The sequence below is a fragment of the Paenibacillus sp. LjRoot56 genome, from assembly GCF_964253335.1.
Lineage (GTDB): Bacteria > Bacillota > Bacilli > Paenibacillales > NBRC-103111 > Paenibacillus_E > Paenibacillus_E allorhizoplanae.
The window spans coordinates 681,301-701,903 of sequence record NZ_CAXURV020000003.1; the positions used below are offsets into that span (position 1 = coordinate 681,301).

Sequence of the window (20,603 nt, forward strand, 5' to 3'; positions counted from 1 at the left end):
TTTATATGAAACAAGCTACTTTTCACTGCCTATGTTAAAAAGGGTTACCCCCACATAACCTAGCATGATGACCGAACTATTTTCATAATCGAAAGACCGCATACATCCAATACCAGCTCACTAAACATCGCGTTTGCCCAGGAGAACCAAGGTCGCGTAAACTTCGCAGGATCGTCCACATGAAAGCCTTCATGCATGAATCCTGTTCCAGCATCTGTAGCAGCCAATAGATCCAATAGTCGAAGCTTTTCTTCTTGGCAGGAAGCCGTAAGCCCCTGAATAGCAAGTGAAATGGGCCAAATGTAACGCTCGGGTGTGTGCGGACTACCAATACCTTGCGCAACTTCCCCTTGATAAAAGTAAGGATTCTCTTCACTTAGAATGAAGCTCCGCGTGCGCTGATACGTCGGATCCGACATTTCTGTGTAGCCTAAGTACGGGATGGAGAGCAAGCTGGGAACATTGGCATCATCCATCAGATGATAGCCTCCAAGGCCGTCAGTCTCGTAAGCATACATGACACCTAGCGTAGGATGCGGGATGGTTCCGTATGCCTCGATCCCATCTCTAATTTCAGCGGCTAATTGAAGGGCTTCGTCACTTACAGCACGGTCCCTCCAAACTTTATCCGCGATCTCCCCAAGGTAGCCAAGCACCACGACGGCGAACATGTTAGCTGGCACCAAATATCCATATGTACAAGCGTCGTCACTAGGGCGAAAACCAGACCAAGTCATGCCGGTATAGCCAACTGCGCTGCCGAGTCCTTCTCTTGTTAAGGTATCTGTAGGCGGACAGTTCAACCGTTGGAAGCGATAAGGGGAATGGGTTTCATGGGATTGCTCTACTCGCCAAAGCTGAAGGATGGAAAGAACGGCTGCTCGAAATTCGTCCGTAAAATGTGAGATGCGGCCCGTTACCTTCCATAAGAAGTAACTGAGCTGAATGGGGTAGCAGAGAGAATCAATTTCATATTTACGTTCCCAAATCCATGGGCTCATGGCTGTGATGTCCTGCTGGTGGCCTGCGCCATGGGGTTCTTTATTGAAAGCATTCGCGTACGGATCAAGCCCAATATACTGAACTTGCCTTCTCACGACACCTTCAATCATATCGGCGATGAGGGGATCTTCTTGTGCTAGTAGCAGATACGTCCGAACTTGGGCAGAAGAATCGCGTAGCCACATGGCTGGTATATCACCTGTTATAACGAACGTTGAACCGTCTTCCAGCTGCCCAATCGTGGTTTGAAATGTATTCGCGAAGCATTCGCCAAACATGGCAGCCAGCTTCGGCCGCTCTAGATGATGCAGCTCTTTACTTACATGATCAATGAGATTGTACATAGATGTCGGCAGCATAGCAGATTTCCTCATCGGGTGAATCATCTCCCTTAACTTGGAAATAAAACGCTTACATTTATGATTATAGGCGACCAATTAAGGTTATGTCAATATGTATTTATTATATTATTTACATATCATTTAATTAGGTTAATATATTAACCTCAAAAAGAAAGAGATTGCTAGTTTAGCAATCTCTGGTGTAGGCCTTACTATTTGGCTGTAGGTGGTTCCGATATTTCAGTCATCTAGCTGGACCTGTAGACTCTCCGATGATTAGCTTGGCGTCCAAAGTCGTTCTATTCGACACTTTCTCACCGCGCTTGAGCTTCAGCACGTTCTCAACAGCCAGCTTGCCGATTTCATCCTCATTCTGAATCATGTGCGTAAACCGATAGCCGCTGCCCAGCGTAGTTGGTGGACTATCGAAACATAGGATAGAAATGTCCCCTGGTATCTGAAGTTCCATCTGCTCCACCGCTGCCTTGGCTAGTAAGGCTATATTATATTCCATCGCGAATAAAGCTGTAATGTGCGGATTGCTCCGCAAATGCGTCTTGATCATCTCGATATCTTGATTAATGTTGGGTTGATGGAACGAATTCGGAAGCGTAGACGTAATTTCGTCCAACCACAGGGATCGGTCCACAAGAACCCCGCGTTCCGCGTGAGCGCGTACGAAGCCCTCAATCCGATCTTCGATCGCCGTTGTATCCATAGGCGGCGGTGTGAGTAAGCAGATTTGCTTATGGCCCAAATCAAGCAAGTAATCCGTACCTGTGCGTGCAGCACTGATGTTATCTGTACTGATCGAAGCTGCCGCTACCCCCTTGAGGTGACGGTCCACCAACACTAAAGGGAATTGCTGAATGACTAACTTCAGGATTTCCGCATTGTAGAACTCCCCTTGCGCAGGAAATACAATGATGCCATCCACGCCTAATTCGAGAAACGAACGAATCGCTTTCTCTTCATTCTCAGGCAAGCCGAAAGAACGGCGCAGCACAAGGAAACTGTCGTTGTCGGCCGAGGCACGCTCCATGCCGTAAATCATTTCCGTCCCAAACGTATTGCCGAAATCCGTGATGACAAGGCCGATCAAGTTATGTTTGGCCCGATCCTCGGAAGACAACGTTTCCGCTGATGGCTCGCTTTCATCCGCGACAAAAGAGCCCTTCCCCGGCTTACGGACGATCAGTCCAACTTCCGCCAGCATCTCCAGCGCTTTCTTACTTGTGATCCGGCTCACGTTATAGTCATCGGCCAATTCCTTCTCGGAAGGAACGCGGTCTCCAATGTTATATTTGCGTTGTAGAATCTCTTCCCGCAGCGTTTCATAAATTCGCTCATAAATGGGTCTTGAATCTGTCGACATTGCTCCCCACTCCCTACTCCCAACCAAATGTTATATCATATATTGATATTAATATATCATGTTATACATTTTTTGAAAAGATGGGAGTTGGGAGGGGGGGTTACTAGAAATTCCTTCCCTAGCGTCTATTGCCCCCTCTGGTTGCTCTTCCGACTCATAAACCATAGCGTCAACCAGATAAGTATAAACCCAAGCAACTGACCTATCGTCAGCTTTTGACCAAATACGAGCCAGTTCATACAGACCCCCACTGCAGGGAAGGCAAGTTCAGCAAAGCGTCGCAAAGAACGCTTTGGTGGAGGACAAACCTTTATAATAAAGCAGCATGCTAAGCAGGCCTGGGAAAAAGGCTTGGAACAGCAAATTTACCGCAATAATCGTCAGTTCACCGCTCGAACCGTTCAGCCCCCATTGGTCACCACTTGCTAACAGAACAATCGATAGAAGTGGAAGTGCCAGCAAGAAGCGAAGTGAAGTCACGACAGGGAAATCCAACTTTTTCTGAAGCAGAAATTTCCCCATCACCGTTGAACCACCCCACAAAACAGCTGCCAATATGGAGAATAAGCAACTTATTGTACCTAAATCCTTCAAGCCCATGCCAGGCACGTCGAGACCGAACGTAAGCAGATAGGTCCCTAACAAGGCCACCCCGATATAGGCAAAAAACTTCGACGGCAACGTCTCTTTGAGCAGCACACGAGCTAAGATAATTGCGAATAAGGGCTGTAATTTCTGCAGAAGCAAGATCGCATTGGCGCTGCCATGAGAGAAAGCCGCGGTGAATAGAATGGTGGCAATCGCCGATCCACCCCAAGAAATGAACAGCAGTGCGCCAATAACAGCAAGAGAGAGCTTACCTGTTAACGTACGGCGATATTTCATTAATACGGGCACAGCGTAAATAGCCAATAGAACATGTTCGATGAATACGATTTGCGCCGAGGTAAAACTTTTCAATAATAAGATGCGAAATAGTGGATCTAGTCCCCACAGGGTTGCGCCAAGTGCGACATACCAGATCCCGCTCATCCCACTCGTACGCGTGGATGGAGAAAGCGCACCTTTACTACCAAAATTAACTACATTTTCCAATTCAAAAACCTCCTAAAGAACGTTTTGAATTGAACCTTCTCGAAGAACAATACCCCCGCTCATGTTGATGGCGGGGGCATTGACAAACAGACCTGTTAAATAATGAAATTTAACAAGTTTGTTCTTCACCTTCTCTCATCCGGACTATACCGTCGGCCTTGGAATCACACCAAGTCAGTCCCAACCATTGCTGGCTGGGAGTCGCGGGCTTAGATACACACGGGTATCCTCACCGCCGGTAGGGAATTGCACCCTGCCCCGAAGGTTCATATTCGATTAAGTGTATACTACCAGGTTACAGTTTAAATGGCAACCATTTTTATCAGTTATTGGATTTGACCCAGCCGCACAATTTTCATGTCTACATGAACATCATAGGATGCAGATTTATACATCTCATGCCATGTTTCACTCGTCATATTCGAGTGGTAAACTCGGCTCCGAAAAATTTCGCCAAATCCGATCGGATCCGAATTTAAGGAAGTTAATTTCTTTAGTAAACCATTTATTTGCTTTTCTGATTCTTCATTCATTCCTTTTTGCAGGGCTTGAATGACACTGGCTTTACCGAGATCGAGCTGCGCAGAGCTTTCCGTAAGCATTCCCTTCAATTTGATATTGACCTGAAACTTAAGTGGGCTCTGGCTGATCAACTTTTTACTGCTATCGCTAGATATATTCTCCACCACAACACGTACGGTCTTATCTTTAACTTTCTTCGCGATATCACCCAATTGATCTGAGTCTAAGGACAGTTCGATATTACCCGCTTTAAAACGATCCCGTATTGTCTTGAGGAAGAAAGCTTCCCTTGGGTCTACTGTACCTACCAATTTGTCACCACTGAAAACAGCCACATCTTTCAACTCTATGGAATCGCCTTTTCGTTGTAGCAGCGGTACCATGGGATCTGCTGTAGAATATAAGGTAGAGAGGAATTCATGAAGTGTGCCTGAAACCATCTGTTCATCCATAATATTCTGGTGAATGTCGTCTACAATAAAGGTTCCGACATCCGGGAACTGAGTATATTTATGCATTAATAGATCTTCTGCTCTGTCTTTACTGACAGCCATATAAACCGTACTAGCAATGGAGGCGTCTCGAAATAAGGTGTCTACCAATGGCAAAAGTCCAGCCTGGGCAAGTTTATAATCATAAATGGCGACCCGAAGCTGACCTGAAACGACCTTCTTATTCGACTTACGGTTCGCAGCAACGCGAGCTCCTTTACTTGTCAGCCCCTCAGAGGTGATCGTCATGACAGATGATTTGGAACTAGGATCGATCTGATGAATCACATAGGTAGCATTAATTTTTTCCCCTTCTCCTCGGTCATACCCTGCTGCTATCGTCACGAATCCACCAAATTACTTAGATAGTAAACACCATATGTCATGTTATGGGTTAATTCTCTACTAACAAAATCAGGAAACATACGAAACGTTTCTTGAAATTGTATGTTCATTTGAGGCAATTCTGCTACGAAATTAAAGGATGTAGTCGCCGTCACATAGGGCTCATTAATCTTAGGTTTGGGTTTAAACAAGAAATTTTTTATAGAAAACATGGTTCAATCACCAAAATCCTGACGTTTCGATAGTAGGAATATCATGCGCGGAATTGATGCAGATTATGTAAATGAATGGGTATATGTATACAGAAAAAGACTGAACTCACCTTATCTTCCCTAGTGAATTCAGCCTTATACAATTTAAATAACAAATTCCATAAATTCCGGTGAACGCAGTCTTCCGCTTAGGGTCCAGCTTCTAGTTTTAACCCTCGCCATAATCCGCGGCTCCATATAAGCGAAATTCTTGTCTTCCTTGAAAACTAAGCGTTTCTGCACACTTTCTATCACTTTTTGGTGGATAGGTGATACGCCTGATTCAACTATGCCTACAGGAAATTTGGATCCATCTGCTGCATCAATTGAGACCAGTAAGGCAAAATTATTTTTTCTATAACCAGAAATGTACACATCTGCATACGTCCAATTAATTACTTTTTGCCAGCGGATGGAGCGTTTGTTTATTTCATAAATGGAATTTTCTTTTTTGGATTTTATAATAATACCCTCAAGCCCGCGGCCGCGAACTTGTTCATAATACTCGATGGCATTTCCTTCAAACATTTCAACTTTTTTATAATTTTCATTTTCTTTAAAAGCCTGATTCAATAGTTCTTTACGCTTAAGCAAACTTAAACCCGTGACGTCAATACCTTTGTATCGCAAAATATCAAAAGCACAAAAAACCACAGGTTTCTTATTTTTTCTAGATAAAAACCTTGCGGACATCGCTTCAAAATCAGGTTTCCCTTGATCATCCAGCACGACTAATTCACCATCCAGTATGGTGCCTTCCGGTACAGGACATCTTAATAGCTCAGGGAATTTATGCGTTATTAAGTCATTGTGTCTCGTATACACATACAGTTTATCCATATGAGAAAGAATACATCGTAAACCATCTAATTTTAATTCCGCAATATGATTCTTACTGTCAAATGGCTGGTTATTTTTGGCATTGTACAGCATCATAGGAGAAATGAACATGTTATTATCACCCTGACTTAAATGATACTTCACAATGAACCTCCTGCCTATTGGTAACTGTTTCCCGAGCTTTTTTTATATAATAAAAGAATCCTCCAAGTCTATCTTCCCTTTTGTGAAGAAACCTTGTATATTAAACATACAGTTTAATAAAAGCGTTTTCATGGCCAGGAGATAATGAGAGGCCCTAACACCAAACGATGTATATCATCGTGGTTGTTAGGGCTTTTTGTTGTTCATTCGCAGAAAGGAGTAGACGTGTAGCATAAAATGCATCGTTTTTTCCTGAGATTTCAGGATTTATCGTTCTCACTGTCACAAACGAAATGGAGGAATAACATTGTACAAAAAAAGTTTTTCGAAAATGTTCGCGAAGTGCTTAGTAGCCGCGTTGTTGGCATTGCATGTCGCGGGATTGGGATCCGTCCCTGCAGCCCATGCTGCTGCAGTAAGTCCCTCTGACTTGGTGATCTCCGAGATCGTTCCAGCTTCAAGTGGTTCAGGACAACCCTATGAATATATAGAGATCTTCAACCGTACATCAGAGACGATCGATCTCGATAACTTCAAATTACAGTACTATACTGCGTCACCTTACACAACAGCGGGTAATACTTGGAAAATATCCAACAAAACTATCGGACCGAGAAGCTATTTGGTCCTCTGGTTAAAAAAATTCGATTATCCTAATGTACCGTTAACCGACTTCAACCTCAATTATGGTGTTAATCTGACCACAACTAATGTATTCGAGATTGCTTTAACGACGAGCGCTCAAGGGCTACATGACTCGTCGAAGCGTCGTGTCGCCCTTGCCGATGGCAGCGGAAATGTGATTAGCGGAGCTTTTATTAACGATGGCGTCGCTGATGGTACCGCTGGTAACATCAATAAAAGTGTCACTTACACATACACAGGAAATCTGGATACAACCAAAGTTGCAAACGGACAAATAGCTTCTCCCGGAATAAAACCAGCAATCCCAGCGGACCTGACGGCAACGCCATCTATAGACAGCGTAGCGTTACGTTGGAGCGCGAATACGGAAGAGAATTTGGCAAGTTACAACGTTTATGTGCCAGAGACGCAGCAAGCCTACACCGTTACGGGTACGACATATTCGATTGTTGGTCTAACAATCGGAACCACCTATAATTTCCAAGTCACGGCAAAGAATACGAGCGGAATCGAGTCACCGCGTGCGTTAGTCAGGACAACCACGCTAACGAATGGTGATCTTCCTCCCTCAACGCCTACAGGATTGATGGCGGTTGCCGGCCCAGCGTCGGCAACTATTACCTGGAATGCCAACATGGAATCCGATGTATCTGGTTATAAGGTTTATATGAATGGTAATAACATTTCCGGTACAGTAACTGGTACAACGTACCAGGTAACCGGATTGTCAAACGATATCACGTATCATTTTACGATTACGGCCGTGGATACCGTCGGCCAGGAATCAGCTCTTTCGGGTGCAGTCGCCACTATACCACGACAATATCCTACCCTAATGATTACGGAAGTAGTACCCGATAGCCTGAAAATTGATATGACCAGCGGCACGCCTGATGCCTATGAGTTTGTTGAAATCTATAATACGAGCAGCGATCCGATTCATTTAAAAGACTATAAAGTTATTTATTCAACGCCGACCGTTTATAAATGGCCGATTATGTCTGATATCGTAATTCAGCCCAAAGGAACTGTCGTGTTATGGGCCAAAAATACAAGTAACTCCACAACGAATACAGCTACATTAGCAGGCTTTAACACGAGCTACGGCACGAACCTGACCACGGATCAGCTTAGTGAAGTCGATGCTTTAGGAGGAATGGCCAACGCCTCTCCTCGAACGTTATCCATCGCAGCTCCAAACGATGTACCGATCAGTACAGTTTCCTATGACGCGGTAGATGTCGGGGAAAATCGGGGGGCTAATTTCACCTATCCGACGGATGGAACGATCATATTGCGAAAGCTAAGATATACCGAATCCGCAACCCCGGGCTCCGTGTTTGCCGCTCAGCAGCCACCATCGCCATCGGATCATAGTGCCCCCGCCGCGCCTAAAGGACTAACGGCTACAGCGAGAACAAACAGCAGCGAATTGAGCTGGAACGCGAATCTTGAGGCAGATGTCGCCTATTACAATGTGTATTTGGATGGAACTCTAAGTCAAACGCTGCTAGGAAATCATACAACCGCTACTTTCATTAATTTGCAAAATAATCAACCTTATACGTTCGCGATTACAGCAATAGATACAGCTGGCAACGAATCGTTGAACTCCGAGACCGTAACAGTGACGCCTACAGGAGCAATGCTGCCTAAGCTTCTAATCACAGAGCTTTCTCCGGACACAGGCAACTACTTACCCTCTGGGGCACCTACCAGTTATGATGCCTATGAATTCGTGGAGATTTTCAATTCAAGCAATACTTCGATAGATCTCGAGGGTTACAAGCTGCAATTTACGAGTGCTGATGTGACGAAAAGCTGGGAGAAAACGATCGACCAATCGTTTGTGATCGCTCCGCGCGAAATTAAGCTCATTTGGACTCGAAATGTCGGACTCGATTTCTATTCAGATGAGCATTTTAATCACTACTATTTCGATACATATTCAGAAAAGTATATGCCACAAGGGAACATTTACAAAATAAATGACGTCAACGGTCTTATCAATGCTGGTCAGCAAACGCTTGCGATTTCCGACCCGAATGGAACGGAGATTATCCGTGCAACATATAACGATAACGGTGCGACCGATTTTGCAGAGAAAAAGACAATCACTTATGCTTATCCGTTTGACGGATCGACAACCATGAGGAAGGTCAGCACAATGCAATCCGCATCACCTGGTGTATTACAGGATGGACAGGTGCCTCCAAAAACGAAAACAGACGATCTTGCCCCCACCGCTCCGACTGGCGTCACTGTTGTTGCTGGTGAAGGTAAAGTATCACTTAGTTGGAACGCCAATATAGAATCGGATCTCAACGCTTACAAAGTTTACAAAGATGGACTCTTAGACATCATCTTACCTATAGGGCAAACAACGTTAAATGTGCCACTGCTTCAAGGAGGAATCTCGTATTCCTTCGAGATATCCGCACTCGATTCCTCTGACAACGAATCGCTGAGATCTGCAGTAGTCGTAGCAACGCCGACGCACCAACGTATCACACAAACGGAAAGAGCCATAAATCCATTTAATTCGACTTACCAAATGCTATGGAACGTAAGCAGCGAAAGAGCCATTATTCCTGGACTTGCTGAAGATTTCGTTCCGCAAGGAATGGCGTACGACAAAGATGAAGATTGGATTATCATCACAAGTTATATGGAAGACAAACGTCCGAGCACCCTATCGATCATCGATGCACAAACCGATCAATTGATCAAATATGTAAACCTATATGATGGTAATGTACCTTATAACGGCCATGCCGGCGGCGTAGCCGTCAGTAAAGATCATGTCTGGATTGCCTCTGGGTCAACTATTTATCAATTGAGCAAGGCAGACCTAATCAATGCCCCGGATAAAGGCGGTGTGTCCTTCGAAAGCAAGTTTGCAACGGCCACCAACGCATCCTTTACCAATTATGCAGACGGTATTCTATGGGTAGGAGAATACTACTACCCACCTACCTACACGACGGCTGCCAGCCATAAGTTGTTAACCCGCGACAATACGTACCAATACGCGTGGGTAGCTGGTTACCGTTTAGACAGCCAGACCGACGTGTTGCCAACCAGTAGAAATGACGGAACGAATACGGTTGTTCCCGATTTGATTTTGTCCATACCGGATAAAATACAAGGAATGGCGATGCTGCATGACAGCATCATGCTCAGTCAGTCCTATTCGCGGAGCAGGGACAGCAATCTTTTGAAATACAATAAACCTGATTTTAACGGAACTGCCGATACGATCGTGAAGGTAAATGCTGTCGATGTACCCGTATGGTATATGGATAGTCATGCGAAATCGGCTGGTAATAACGATATGCTCGTTCCACCTATGTTGGAGAATATGATCGAACGGGATGAAAAGTTATATCTATTGTTCGAGTCCGGTGCTAACGAATACCGAGATACAGCTAACTATACGCTTGATCGACTCCAGATGGTTGATTTGTCACAGTGGACGAATTACGGAAACCCTTCCATTCACGGCTTAGCCGCATCAATGGTAGCAGGAACTCAAGGTCAGGCGAGTGTGCTGGAGGAAATGGGAAATAAGCCACAAGTGGACGCTACACATGGATATCACTTTGCGAGCAGCAACCCGAGTGTTGCGGAAATCTCAGCAACTGGATATCTTCATGCAAAAACGTATGGAGAAACCGTTATCCGTGCATCCAACGGCATCCGGACAGCAACGTTTTCCTTAACGGTAACGAATTCGACTGATGAGCACAATCAGGAGCCTGTTTATTCACAAGAACCTAAATCACTACCTGCAGCACCACAGTTAGAAACAACCTCGCTCATTGTAAAACCAGAAGATTTAACTTCGACGAACGGGAAAGTTATACTCAAGTTATCGAGTGAAAAAAACCAAGTTATACTGCCGGCCAATACGATAAAATTGCTCAAAACCGGCTCTTTGGAAATCGTCAGAGAGGATCTTAAGGTAACACTTTCAAAGGATTCACTACAAGCAATTGCCGCACAGGCGACTGAGGGAGAACGTAAAGACGGATCAGTTTCTTTTAAAATAAACAAAGTGCCAGATGACAACATAACCGCTCAGCTGAATCATGCCCACGATTTGGAAAATGCAATTGTACGAAGCGCCAGCGATGCCGTGGACTTCCATCTGAGCATTGTGAACAATGATGGCGAGGAAAAAGAAATCAGCACATTCGATACTCCCATTACTGTTACCTTTAAGATCAACCCCCAGATGGATAAAAATCTGTTGGGCATTTATTATGTCGACAATAACGGAGTTGTGGAGTACGTCGGTGGGGAATTAATAGGGGATGTCTTGGAGGTTCAGCTGCACCACTTCAGTACTTACATCATGTTGGAGTACAACAAGCTTTACGCTGATGTTCCTGAAGGACACTGGGCGAAGTCAGCCATCGCCGAATTAAGTGCTAAGCATATCGTTCAAGGTGTAACCGATATGACATTCGAACCTGCCAGATCCGTAACGCGAGCAGAATTTGCGGCGTTACTCACAAGAACTATGCAGCTGAAAGCAGCACAACGATCCTCATTTGCTGACGTTCCCGAACATGCATGGTACGCCGAAGCCGTCACAGCACTAGCTGAAGCCGGTATCGTGAACGGAACTGAAAGTAACAACTTCGCCCCGGATCGTACGATATCCCGCGAACAGATGGCGGTCATGCTGCTACGGGCTGCGGAGGTCGTCGGGACTCATGCTGAAACCGTAAGCATGAAACCGACATTTACGGATGAAGACACGATCAGTAATTGGGCAAGAGAAGCCATAGCGAAAGCAGTCCGCATTGGCTTAATCGAAGGTAAAGATAACCATCGTCTGGATCCACAAGGCCCAACATCCCGTGCGGAGAGCGTCAAGTCAATCAACAATTTATTGAACAGAATGAAGTCATCGTTGCAATAATGATACCAATACAAAAAAGATCTGGATGCGCGAAGCACCAGATCTTTTTGTATTGTCACGCCCCAGCTACAGTCTAATTGGGCAGCTATTAGCTAAGACCAGCTTTGGTCAATCCGAATGCTGCATCAGCCGAGCCTGGTACATTCTTGAAAGCGACGTTGATGCGATTCCAAGCATTGATTGCCATTACGGAGAAAGTCAGATCTGAGATTTCTTTCTCAGAGAACTGTCCGCGTACCCGATCATACAATTCGTCTGGCACACCATGCTCAGGAAGCTTAGTCAGAATTTCTGTCCAAGCCAGTGCAGCCCGCTCGCGGGGCGTAAACAGTGTCGATTCTCTCCATATTGCAATGTGGTAGAGACGAAGCTCGCCTTCCCCATGGATCTTGGCTTGTTTGACGTGCATGTCTAGACAGAAACCACAACCATTCATTTGTGAAGCTCTGATGTGAACAAGATCAAGAATCTTCTCTTCAACAGCACTCCCCTGTTCTGCGTTGCTGAATTCCAGCATTTTTTTGAAAAGCTCCGGTGATTGCTGCATATAATTTAAACGTTGTGTCATAAGTTCTTACCTCCTATTTTTTCTGACACTATGAAGACAACTGGCGACTTCAAAGTGTGACAAATCCTGGAGGTCACGTTTCTGATTAGCTTCTTTTACCCTGCCGTCTATATTGTCATTCCCCTTGATTTTATGGGCAATTGGCGGTATACGACTTCGCCGCAAAGCCTCAAGTAGCTAAATGTTGTAGTTTATCTGGATTGACAATAATGTAAATACGTTGAATCGTCATGGTTGGTTCATCCCATTCAAAACAAATGACGCCAGTTGGCACACCATCTTGCGATAACAGTACCCCAGGCTGCTCATTAACCTCGACAAGCTGCGCTTTCGATGCTGGAAAGCGACTTTGAGAGAGAGCACTCAACAATTTGAGCACGCGTTCCTTCCTATATATAGGCTGGATAGCTGCTGAGACTTTCCCTCCACCATCCGCAATCAGGATGACATCCTCTGTTAACATATCCACCAAGGATTGAATGTTGCCATTCGAAATTCCCGAAATGAATCGTGACACCAGTTCCTTTTCTTCAACCAGACGGGTGGATGTGCTTGCCTGCTTTGCCGAGGACACATCTACCTTCTTCTTGACACGACTGAATATCTTCCGGCAATTCACTTCCGTTTTATTAAACATTTCGCCGATTTCACTATGTTCATACGCAAAAACTTCGCGAAGAATAAACACCGCTCTCTCCAATGGGGTCAGTTTATCCATCAGAATAAGAAAAGCATAAGAAATCGTATCATGGCGCTCTGCGCTTTCCAACGGACTATCCTCGTTGATCTGCACCGTTGGTTCTGGCAGCCAATGTCCCACATAGCTAATTCTTTTTCGCCGTGCTGACTTTAATTCATTCAAACATCGGTTAATCATCATTTTGCTTAAGTATGACTTGATATTATGAATATTCTCATGGATATGGCCATGAATGCTTATGAATAAATCTTGCACCATATCCTCTGCATCTGATCTAGAACCAAGCATCCGGTACGCAATAGAAAACAAATGAAGTTTGTAGGATGTATACAAATCCTCCATGTTCGTTGCGGGGTGATCCATCGTGAAACTTTGCATAATAACACTCCTTCTTTCCTAAGAGAACCTTAGCCATTCTGACAGAAACATGCGTTCTTTGATAAGACAACTGGCGTTGTCCATCTGTGACATAAAACTTGAAATAAAAAAAACAGCCATCATTGGCTGCTTTTCTTTATTTCGCATTTATCACTATTTCAGCGAGGCAACTCCACCGATACCTCACGACGGGCCGCCGCGGAGCGCAGCACGCCGTCAATAATCGCTTGCTGGATTAGAATCTGCTCACCAGGAATTGGTGCTGGTCGACCATCCCGAACTGCTTCGGCAAAATCGTGTACTTTCTGATCGAACAGATTCAATTTATGCTCGACAAGTGGAACTGGCGTCGCTGTATGTCCACCGAATTCATCATGGAATAGCGTGATGGAACCTACGGAGCCATCCCATACCCCTGACCACGGCCCAGCACCAGCCGGAGTCACTTTAAGACCCGCATCCGTACCGAGAAACATCGTTGATCCAAGGGTATCCATATGCATCGCCCACGATATTTTGAATTGCAGCACAAGATCATTCTCGAAGCGCACCATCGCAACCCCGAAATCTTCGACTTCGAACTTGCTCGCTTCCGGATGGTACAGAGAGTTAGTACCGAAATGGTTAGACGTAAATGCGGACACCGTTAGCGGACGAGGATATCCGAGCGTATTCAGCGCCATGTCTAGTGAGTAACAACCAATATCCGCCATCGCACCTGCTCCGGCGAGCTGTTTACTGATGAATGTCCCGCCTGGCATACCCCGACGACGCCCGCCTCCCGTCTCTACATAATAGACATTGCCAAGTCGTCCTGATTGAACAATCGTTTGCAGCAGTTTCATATTCGGATCATAGCGAGGCTGGAAACCCAGTGTTAGCATTTTCCCGCTCTCATTCGCCGCTTGTGTCATATCAATACCTTCTTGAAGTGTCACCGACATCGGTTTCTCAAGTAACACATTCTTTCCTGAGCGCAAAGAATCCACTGTCGTTACGTGATGGGAAACGTTCGGCGTGCAAATGCTAACCCCATCCAAATCTAAGTGCAATAAATCCGTATGGCTATCAAATGAAGCAGCTTCCGTTAATCCTTCCTTCTGTGCGAATGCTGACGCCTTGCCTGGGATTACATCGGCCACACCTACAATCTCCACATAGTCAAGTTTTTTATACGCGGATATATGGGCTTTGGCAATGCCCCCAGTTCCAATGATCCCAATACGCAGCTTTTTGCTCATTGTCGTCAATCCTTCTCTCTATGAAAGTGTTTGAAGTCCGAACTTCCCTTCATTTCAATATAGATTGACAATAGCATATAGAAGAACGATTTTTTAGTTCATATTGATGCCATCGGAAGTGTAAGATTGCGACATTCGCCAGATCACCGCTCTATCGACTCGCTAATCCCCTTTACAATATCAAGAGCCGAAGCCGCTCGTGGCCATCCTGCATAGAAGGCCATATGCGTAATTGCTTCTACTAATTCTTCTGTGCTTAGGCCATTCTCTATAGCCAACCGCAAATGATACGGTAGTTGTTCTGTCGTACCTCCTGCGACCAGCACAGCAATCGTGACTAAGCTTCGATCCCGAAGAGAAAGCTGCTCCCTTCGCCACAAATCTCCGAAAAGCACGTCTTCCGAGTATGCAACGAATGCTGGCGCGATTTCACCGTAGGCTTCCCTTGCGGTAGACACTATTTTCCGATGAGTCATAGGTCACGACCTATCTTAGGCGCTTTTAACATTTGGGCTTCTCCGTTACCGAACGACCAATCCTCGAATTCGTTATCCACCAGCACCACAAACACATCTTCTTTCCGCATAGGAAGCTCATTGGATAATAGTTCAGCTAGCGCTCTATAAAAATCTTTCTTCTGCGAAGTCGTTCTCCCTGATTTCAGTGTTATTTGAATGTATAGCAGTCCATCACTTCGTTCGACACCTAGATAGTTAGAACTGTAAAAAAACTCACCTTCCTTATGAGAATGAAACACTTGAAATACATCGTCTTCCGGAACGTTGAAGTACTCCACCAACTCGCTTCCGATAATTCGGCTGATCTGTCCTAACTTCTTACGATCATATTGGTTCTCGTAGTAGCTGACTCTTATGAATGGCATACCATGCATCACTCCCTTGATGAGATAGCTACATTGTACTCCGCACATCTAAATCTATATAATGGAATAAAATGATGATCTCAATCAATTTTATCGATGGAGGCTTGAGGGATTTGGATTTAAAGGAATTAATCACTTTCCAAACCATTCTTAAAGAGGGGACGTTCTCTCGTGCAGCAGAGAAATTGAAATATGCACAATCTACGATATCGAACCAAATGCAACGATTAGAGAAGGAAATTGGCGTGCAACTTTTCAACAGGGGATGGGACGTCGAACTGACGAGTGCTGGGGAGCGATTCGCGTTGGAGATTGATAAACTCATTCAACATTGGAACGATGTTAGCAATCTGACCAAAGCCTTACAGCATGATGAGATCGGCAACTTGCACGTAGGCGGAATCGAATCTGCCATGCAGAAGCTACTCCCAAACACCATGCGGCTATTTCTCGAACAGAAGCCACGAATCTCCTGTCAATTCACGATGGGGAATACAGATACATTATCACAATCGATTATCAAAAAAGAGCTAGATTTCGCAATTTGCGGTGAACCGTCCGATTCGTCGCCATTCTTTTTCGAACCTCTTTATCATGAGAAAATAGCTATTGTTGTTGACCGAAGTCATCCACTGCTGGAACGAAATCGCGTTACTTTCCGTGAGCTTCTTCATTACCCCCTCATCTCAGGGGGACCCACATGTCTCTATTACTCACAAATATCCAAATTACTATCTCATTACGAAGTAACGCTTCCCAATCTTCATACCCTAAACCAAATTTCAGCCATTCCCCATTTTGCAAAAGGAACGCTGGCAGTGGGTCTCGTTCTGGATTCAACTCCTTTGATCCCAGAAGTGGTGAGAATTGCTATTGCATGGGATGAACCAGTGATCCCCATCGGGATCTTACTGCTTCGTGGACAGCACGCAGCCCCCTTCTCTCATAAGCGATTGTTCTTACAACTTTTGAAAAAGGTATTGAACGACTCCTGAGTGTTCTTCTACTTCTACACAGCCTTCCCAGTTAATATGCGTACGGCCTCTTTAAGTATCGTCATATCTCTCAAAAGCATAAATTTGGATGAATAATCGGTACAAGTTAACACCGAATCATTCATCACGGCCAGTGCTTGATCTAATGACATCCATTGAACGGCCATCCCTAGCTGGATCTCGTTTTCAGTAAGCTTGGTATCGCGAAAGCTAGCTTTCGCAATTGCTATATAACAGTATGAGAATTGCAAATACTTATTTCTGTTTTTATGCTCTTCGATATACCCCAATTCATGAATGATTTCAGCTTCATAACCCGTCTCTTCTTGGATTTCACGTAGAAAGGCATCCCTTGCATCTTCACCTTCATCTACCCCACCGCCAGGTAGTTTGTACAGTTTCGTTTTGGACATATACATCATGGCAACGTTTAACGGCTTATCGACTACAACTCCTCTTGATCCGAATCGAGAGATGGTATCTAGGAATTCAGTTGGTGCACTACCTAGGATATCGTTATCTGTAATTTTTCTGATCAGTTGCACAAAATCAGCCCCCATTCAAGTCCTTGTTCGACTTCATTATAAGCGAAATGTCAGAAGATCTGGTATTATCTTTGATTAGTTGCCAGCATTTTTAATAGAAACCATTATTGAGACTGGACAATGCGTTACAGATCCGCATGAAATGCAAAAAGAAGGTCCAATAAGCCATCCAGGTGGCAGGGGCCTTCTTTTTGTCTCCAAATCACTTTCTGCGTGTCGTGAAAAGCTCAAAATTGCAAAAGTGCAACTTTTTTCTCGAATGAACCTGGCGTTAATAACTACGTTAGATACGAAACAAAGCCTGTTCTTTTCACATCGCGATCCTGAAATGGTGAAATGGATCAGTAACCGTAAGCTGGATATCTAACACATTAATTTTTCGAATTTGCAACAAAATAGCGGCAGTCATGGACTTTATTTTCTCGTCCGTGGCTGCCGCTATTTTCAATTCTGATCAAACAAAGTATTTTATTTAAAATAGTACCTTGACAGTCATAGTACTATGCCGTATTATAATAAATGTGAGGTGATGATATGAGCGAGAACAAAATTACATCCGACCTGCTCCGCGGACATACCGATACGATGATACTACGGCTCTTATCCGAAGCTGACCGCTACGGCTACGAAATTGTCAAATTGATTGCTGAACGCTCGGGCGGCGAATATGAATTAAAAGAAGCCACCATGTACTCCAGCGTCAAGCGGCTTGAGACAGACGGCGATATCGAGTGGTATTGGGGCGATGAGTCTCAGGGAGGAAGACGCAAGTATTTCAGGATTACCGAAAAGGGCAAGAGTGCTTACGTCAGCAACAAAAACAATTGGGAGTATTCGAAGCGCGTACTAGAAAATTTATTATAAGGGAGAGATTGCTATGATGAATCAGAAATTAACGAACTATTTGAACGGTGTTTTCACACCCTATGATGGGGTAAAAAGCGTCACTGAATTAAAGACAGATCTGCACTCCGATTTGCAAGAGCGCTACCGTGAACTCAAAGCTGAGGGCAAAGACGATGAAACCGCGTTTACGATGACCATTGAGAGCATCGGCGACATCGAACAAACAATCTTAGAAGTCGCCAACCTCTCCCGCTCGCTGGAACGGCAATTAGTGACTAACTTTAGCGCAAGCAACCTGGCAATGAGCGACTTTGCAGGCGTTAAGGCTCATAAAGGTCAATTTAATGCTAGCGCGTTACGCGGTGCCGACTTTGCAGGCGCTGACTTAACCGGAAGTTCATTTAAGACCAGTGATCTACGTGATGCCAATTTTGACCGCGCCAATCTGACGGACTGTGTCCTAACTGCAACTGACCTTACAAATGTAAGCTTCAATGAATCGACTCTTGTACGTACCAACTTCAGCGTTTCGGGGATGGATGGTGCCAAATTCACAGGTGTAAAACTAACCGATGTCACGCTAAGCAAGATCGACCTTAGGAAAACAGTCTTTGAAAATTGTATTTTTGACGGCGTGAACTTTGAATTATCCGACTTGAGCGGGCTGAATTTTGACGGGCAAACCTTTATCGGCGTTAAATTTGATAAATCAGCAGTAAACGAAGTTTCATTTAAAGGCGCTATATTCAAGAATGTGTCTTTCCAAGCGTTCTTTTCATTGACCAATAAGTATTACCGTGCCTTCAAAACCATCTGCTTTGACGGCGCAGTCATGGATAAACTGACTTATGCATCTCTTAAAGGTATGGGAGCCGATTTGTCTAAAGTAACTGTTCGATAAGGAGGGAAAACTTATGCCAACTAATTCGATTCAAGTCGTTGGATTGCACAAGTCCTACAAGCAGCATCAAGTCCTTAAGGGCGTTGATTTCGAGGTGGAAAAGGGCAGTATTTTCGCCCTTCTCGGCTCCAACGGGGCTGGGAAAACAACGGTTGTCAAAATCCTCACCACGCTGCTCAAACAAGACAGCGGAACTGCCACCGTAAACGGATACGATGTTGCGTCAAAACCCGATCATGTTCGGCAGGCCATCTCTCTGACTGGGCAATTTGCCGCGGTGGACGAAATTTTGACCGGACGGGAAAATCTGATCATGATCGCGAAGCTGCGATACCTCAAGGATCCGCGTCAGGTTGCGGACGACTTGCTTAAACGCTTCGACTTGATAGATGCCGCCGACCGCAGGGCGTCTACGTATTCGGGTGGTATGCGCCGCAGGCTCGACATCGCCTTGAGCCTTGTGGGTAATCCGCAGATTATTTTCCTCGACGAGCCGACAACTGGGCTTGACCCCGAGGCACGCATCGAGGTTTGGAAGATTGTCAAGGAGCTTGCCGATGGCGGCACGACAGTACTCCTAACCACGCAGTATTTGGAGGAGGCTGAGCAGCTTGCAGACCGAATTGCTATTCTGCATGAAGGTAAGATTATCGCCAGCGGCACCCTCTCGGATCTAAAAAAACTGTTCCCATCTGCAAAAGTGGAATATATTGAAAAACAGCCATCATTAGAGGACATATTCCTCTCTATCGTCGGCAAAAAGGAGGCGAAGTAAATGGAAACGGCAAAGAATCATTTCTTCACCGATATTAGCGTTATGCTTGGACGTTCCATGCGCCATATTTTCCGCAGTATGGACACCATCATCACGGTCTGCATCACACCAATTGCGATGATGCTGCTGTTCGTGTATGTGTTAGGCGGTGCCATTCAAACCGGAACGGATAACTATGTGAATTACCTGTTGCCAGGCATCCTGCTTATGGCGATCGCAAGCGGCATAGCCTATACGTCTTACCGCCTGTTCATGGATAAACAGCGAGGTATATTCGAGCGGTTTCACACGATGCCGATTTCACGTTCCGCTTTGCTTTGGGGGCATGTGCTGACCTCTCTGGTTTCCAACGCCTTATCCCTAATCGTCATCATTCTTGTAGCGTTGATTATGGGTTTTCGTTCGTCCGCGGGCATAATGCCATGGCTCGCCGTAGTAGGCATACTCGCGTTGTTTACACTGGCCTTAACTTGGGTCGCGGCGATTGCCGGACTGTCCGCAAAAACGATTGAAGGTGCCAGCGCATTCTCCTATCCACTTATCTTCCTGCCGTTTATCAGTTCGGCGTTTGTGCCGACCGAGTCGATGCCGTCGGTTGTTCGTGCCTTTGCCGATAACCAGCCGGTGACCTCGATCGTGAACGCCATCCGTGCACTACTGACAGAGCAGCCAGTGGGCAATGAGATATGGGTCGCGCTTGCGTGGTGCGTTGGGATTTTGATTGTAGCCTATTTCTTTGCAATGCGGGTGTACAAAAATCGGGTGTAAAAAAAGTCAGCTTCTTCTGAAT

17 protein-coding genes, 1 pseudogene and 1 riboswitch are annotated in these 20,603 nt (G+C 45.1%); of the genes and pseudogenes, 7 read left to right on the top strand and 11 right to left on the bottom strand.

Annotated elements, in window-relative coordinates:
- Positions 1-59 precede the first annotated feature (59 nt).
- The 5 genes and pseudogenes from ACSQ8O_RS22110 to ACSQ8O_RS22130 all read right to left on the bottom strand — a co-directional run bounded on the left by ACSQ8O_RS22110 (position 60) and on the right by ACSQ8O_RS22130 (position 6,406).
- Positions 60-1,376 carry a glycoside hydrolase family 125 protein gene (locus ACSQ8O_RS22110; protein WP_436243383.1) on the bottom strand — a complete coding sequence of 439 codons (1,317 nt, stop codon included), beginning with the start codon at positions 1,374-1,376 and terminating at the stop codon, positions 60-62.
- A 211-nt stretch (positions 1,377-1,587) separates the two neighbouring features.
- Positions 1,588-2,718: a GntR family transcriptional regulator gene (locus ACSQ8O_RS22115; protein WP_436243384.1), complete on the bottom strand. Its 1,131-nt coding sequence runs from the start codon at positions 2,716-2,718 to the stop codon at positions 1,588-1,590.
- A gap of 125 nt (positions 2,719-2,843) precedes the next feature.
- Positions 2,844-3,750 (bottom strand): annotated as a pseudogene (locus ACSQ8O_RS22120) (DMT family transporter).
- A 186-nt stretch (positions 3,751-3,936) separates the two neighbouring features.
- Positions 3,937-4,083, bottom strand: a riboswitch (FMN riboswitch).
- A 56-nt stretch (positions 4,084-4,139) separates the two neighbouring features.
- Positions 4,140-5,171: a Ger(x)C family spore germination protein gene (locus ACSQ8O_RS22125; RefSeq protein ID WP_436243385.1), complete on the bottom strand. Its 1,032-nt coding sequence runs from the start codon at positions 5,169-5,171 to the stop codon at positions 4,140-4,142.
- 356 nt (positions 5,172-5,527) lie between these two features.
- On the bottom strand, positions 5,528-6,406 hold the full coding sequence (locus tag ACSQ8O_RS22130; RefSeq protein WP_235550441.1) for an ATP-dependent DNA ligase: 879 nt from the start codon (positions 6,404-6,406) through the stop codon (positions 5,528-5,530).
- Between the two features lie 307 nt (positions 6,407-6,713).
- Between ACSQ8O_RS22130 and ACSQ8O_RS22135 the strand changes: the two genes are divergently transcribed.
- On the top strand, positions 6,714-11,981 hold the full coding sequence (locus ACSQ8O_RS22135; protein WP_436243386.1) for a lamin tail domain-containing protein: 5,268 nt from the start codon (positions 6,714-6,716) through the stop codon (positions 11,979-11,981).
- An 88-nt stretch (positions 11,982-12,069) separates the two neighbouring features.
- Here the strand turns inward: ACSQ8O_RS22135 and ACSQ8O_RS22140 are convergent, their stop codons facing one another.
- The 5 genes from ACSQ8O_RS22140 to ACSQ8O_RS22160 form a co-directional block, all read right to left on the bottom strand.
- Positions 12,070-12,549 (bottom strand): carboxymuconolactone decarboxylase family protein, encoded by a 480-nt coding sequence (locus tag ACSQ8O_RS22140; protein ID WP_436243387.1) that lies wholly within the window; start codon positions 12,547-12,549, stop codon positions 12,070-12,072.
- Positions 12,550-12,718: 169 nt separating this feature from the next.
- On the bottom strand, positions 12,719-13,627 hold the full coding sequence (locus tag ACSQ8O_RS22145; protein ID WP_436243388.1) for an RNA polymerase sigma-70 factor: 909 nt from the start codon (positions 13,625-13,627) through the stop codon (positions 12,719-12,721).
- Positions 13,628-13,785: 158 nt separating this feature from the next.
- Positions 13,786-14,868, bottom strand: a complete 1,083-nt coding sequence (locus ACSQ8O_RS22150) for a Gfo/Idh/MocA family protein (RefSeq protein WP_436243389.1) — start codon at positions 14,866-14,868, stop codon at positions 13,786-13,788.
- 143 nt (positions 14,869-15,011) lie between these two features.
- Positions 15,012-15,344, bottom strand: a complete 333-nt coding sequence (locus ACSQ8O_RS22155; RefSeq protein WP_436243390.1) for a carboxymuconolactone decarboxylase family protein — start codon at positions 15,342-15,344, stop codon at positions 15,012-15,014.
- Entirely contained in the window at positions 15,341-15,751 is a 411-nt protein-coding gene (locus ACSQ8O_RS22160) for a tautomerase family protein (protein ID WP_436243391.1), read from the bottom strand. Before ACSQ8O_RS22160 ends, ACSQ8O_RS22155 begins: the two co-directional genes overlap by 4 nt.
- A gap of 113 nt (positions 15,752-15,864) precedes the next feature.
- Here ACSQ8O_RS22160 and ACSQ8O_RS22165 point away from each other — a divergent pair, with 113 nt between their 5' ends.
- Positions 15,865-16,746, top strand: coding sequence for a LysR family transcriptional regulator (locus tag ACSQ8O_RS22165; protein ID WP_436243392.1), 882 nt, complete (start codon positions 15,865-15,867; stop codon positions 16,744-16,746).
- 14 nt (positions 16,747-16,760) lie between these two features.
- On the opposite strand, the gene ACSQ8O_RS22170 is transcribed toward ACSQ8O_RS22165, so the two are convergent.
- A complete protein-coding gene (locus ACSQ8O_RS22170) occupies positions 16,761-17,291 on the bottom strand; it encodes an NUDIX hydrolase (RefSeq protein WP_436243393.1) in 531 nt (176 codons plus the stop codon).
- A 79-nt stretch (positions 17,292-17,370) separates the two neighbouring features.
- Between ACSQ8O_RS22170 and ACSQ8O_RS22175 the strand changes: the two genes are divergently transcribed.
- From ACSQ8O_RS22175 to ACSQ8O_RS22195, 5 genes are all read left to right on the top strand, one after another.
- A complete protein-coding gene (locus ACSQ8O_RS22175; RefSeq protein ID WP_436243394.1) occupies positions 17,371-17,658 on the top strand; it encodes a hypothetical protein in 288 nt (95 codons plus the stop codon).
- A 167-nt stretch (positions 17,659-17,825) separates the two neighbouring features.
- A complete protein-coding gene (locus ACSQ8O_RS22180; RefSeq protein WP_436243395.1) occupies positions 17,826-18,155 on the top strand; it encodes a PadR family transcriptional regulator in 330 nt (109 codons plus the stop codon).
- Positions 18,156-18,171: 16 nt separating this feature from the next.
- The gene (locus tag ACSQ8O_RS22185; protein WP_436243928.1) at positions 18,172-19,038 is read left to right on the top strand and encodes a pentapeptide repeat-containing protein; all 867 of its coding nucleotides are present in this window, start codon (positions 18,172-18,174) and stop codon (positions 19,036-19,038) included.
- Positions 19,039-19,051: 13 nt separating this feature from the next.
- Positions 19,052-19,813 carry an ABC transporter ATP-binding protein gene (locus ACSQ8O_RS22190; RefSeq protein WP_436243396.1) on the top strand — a complete coding sequence of 254 codons (762 nt, stop codon included), beginning with the start codon at positions 19,052-19,054 and terminating at the stop codon, positions 19,811-19,813.
- Positions 19,814-20,581, top strand: coding sequence for an ABC transporter permease (locus ACSQ8O_RS22195; RefSeq protein WP_436243397.1), 768 nt, complete (start codon positions 19,814-19,816; stop codon positions 20,579-20,581). It abuts the gene before it with no gap.
- The last annotated feature ends 22 nt before the right edge of the window (positions 20,582-20,603 follow it).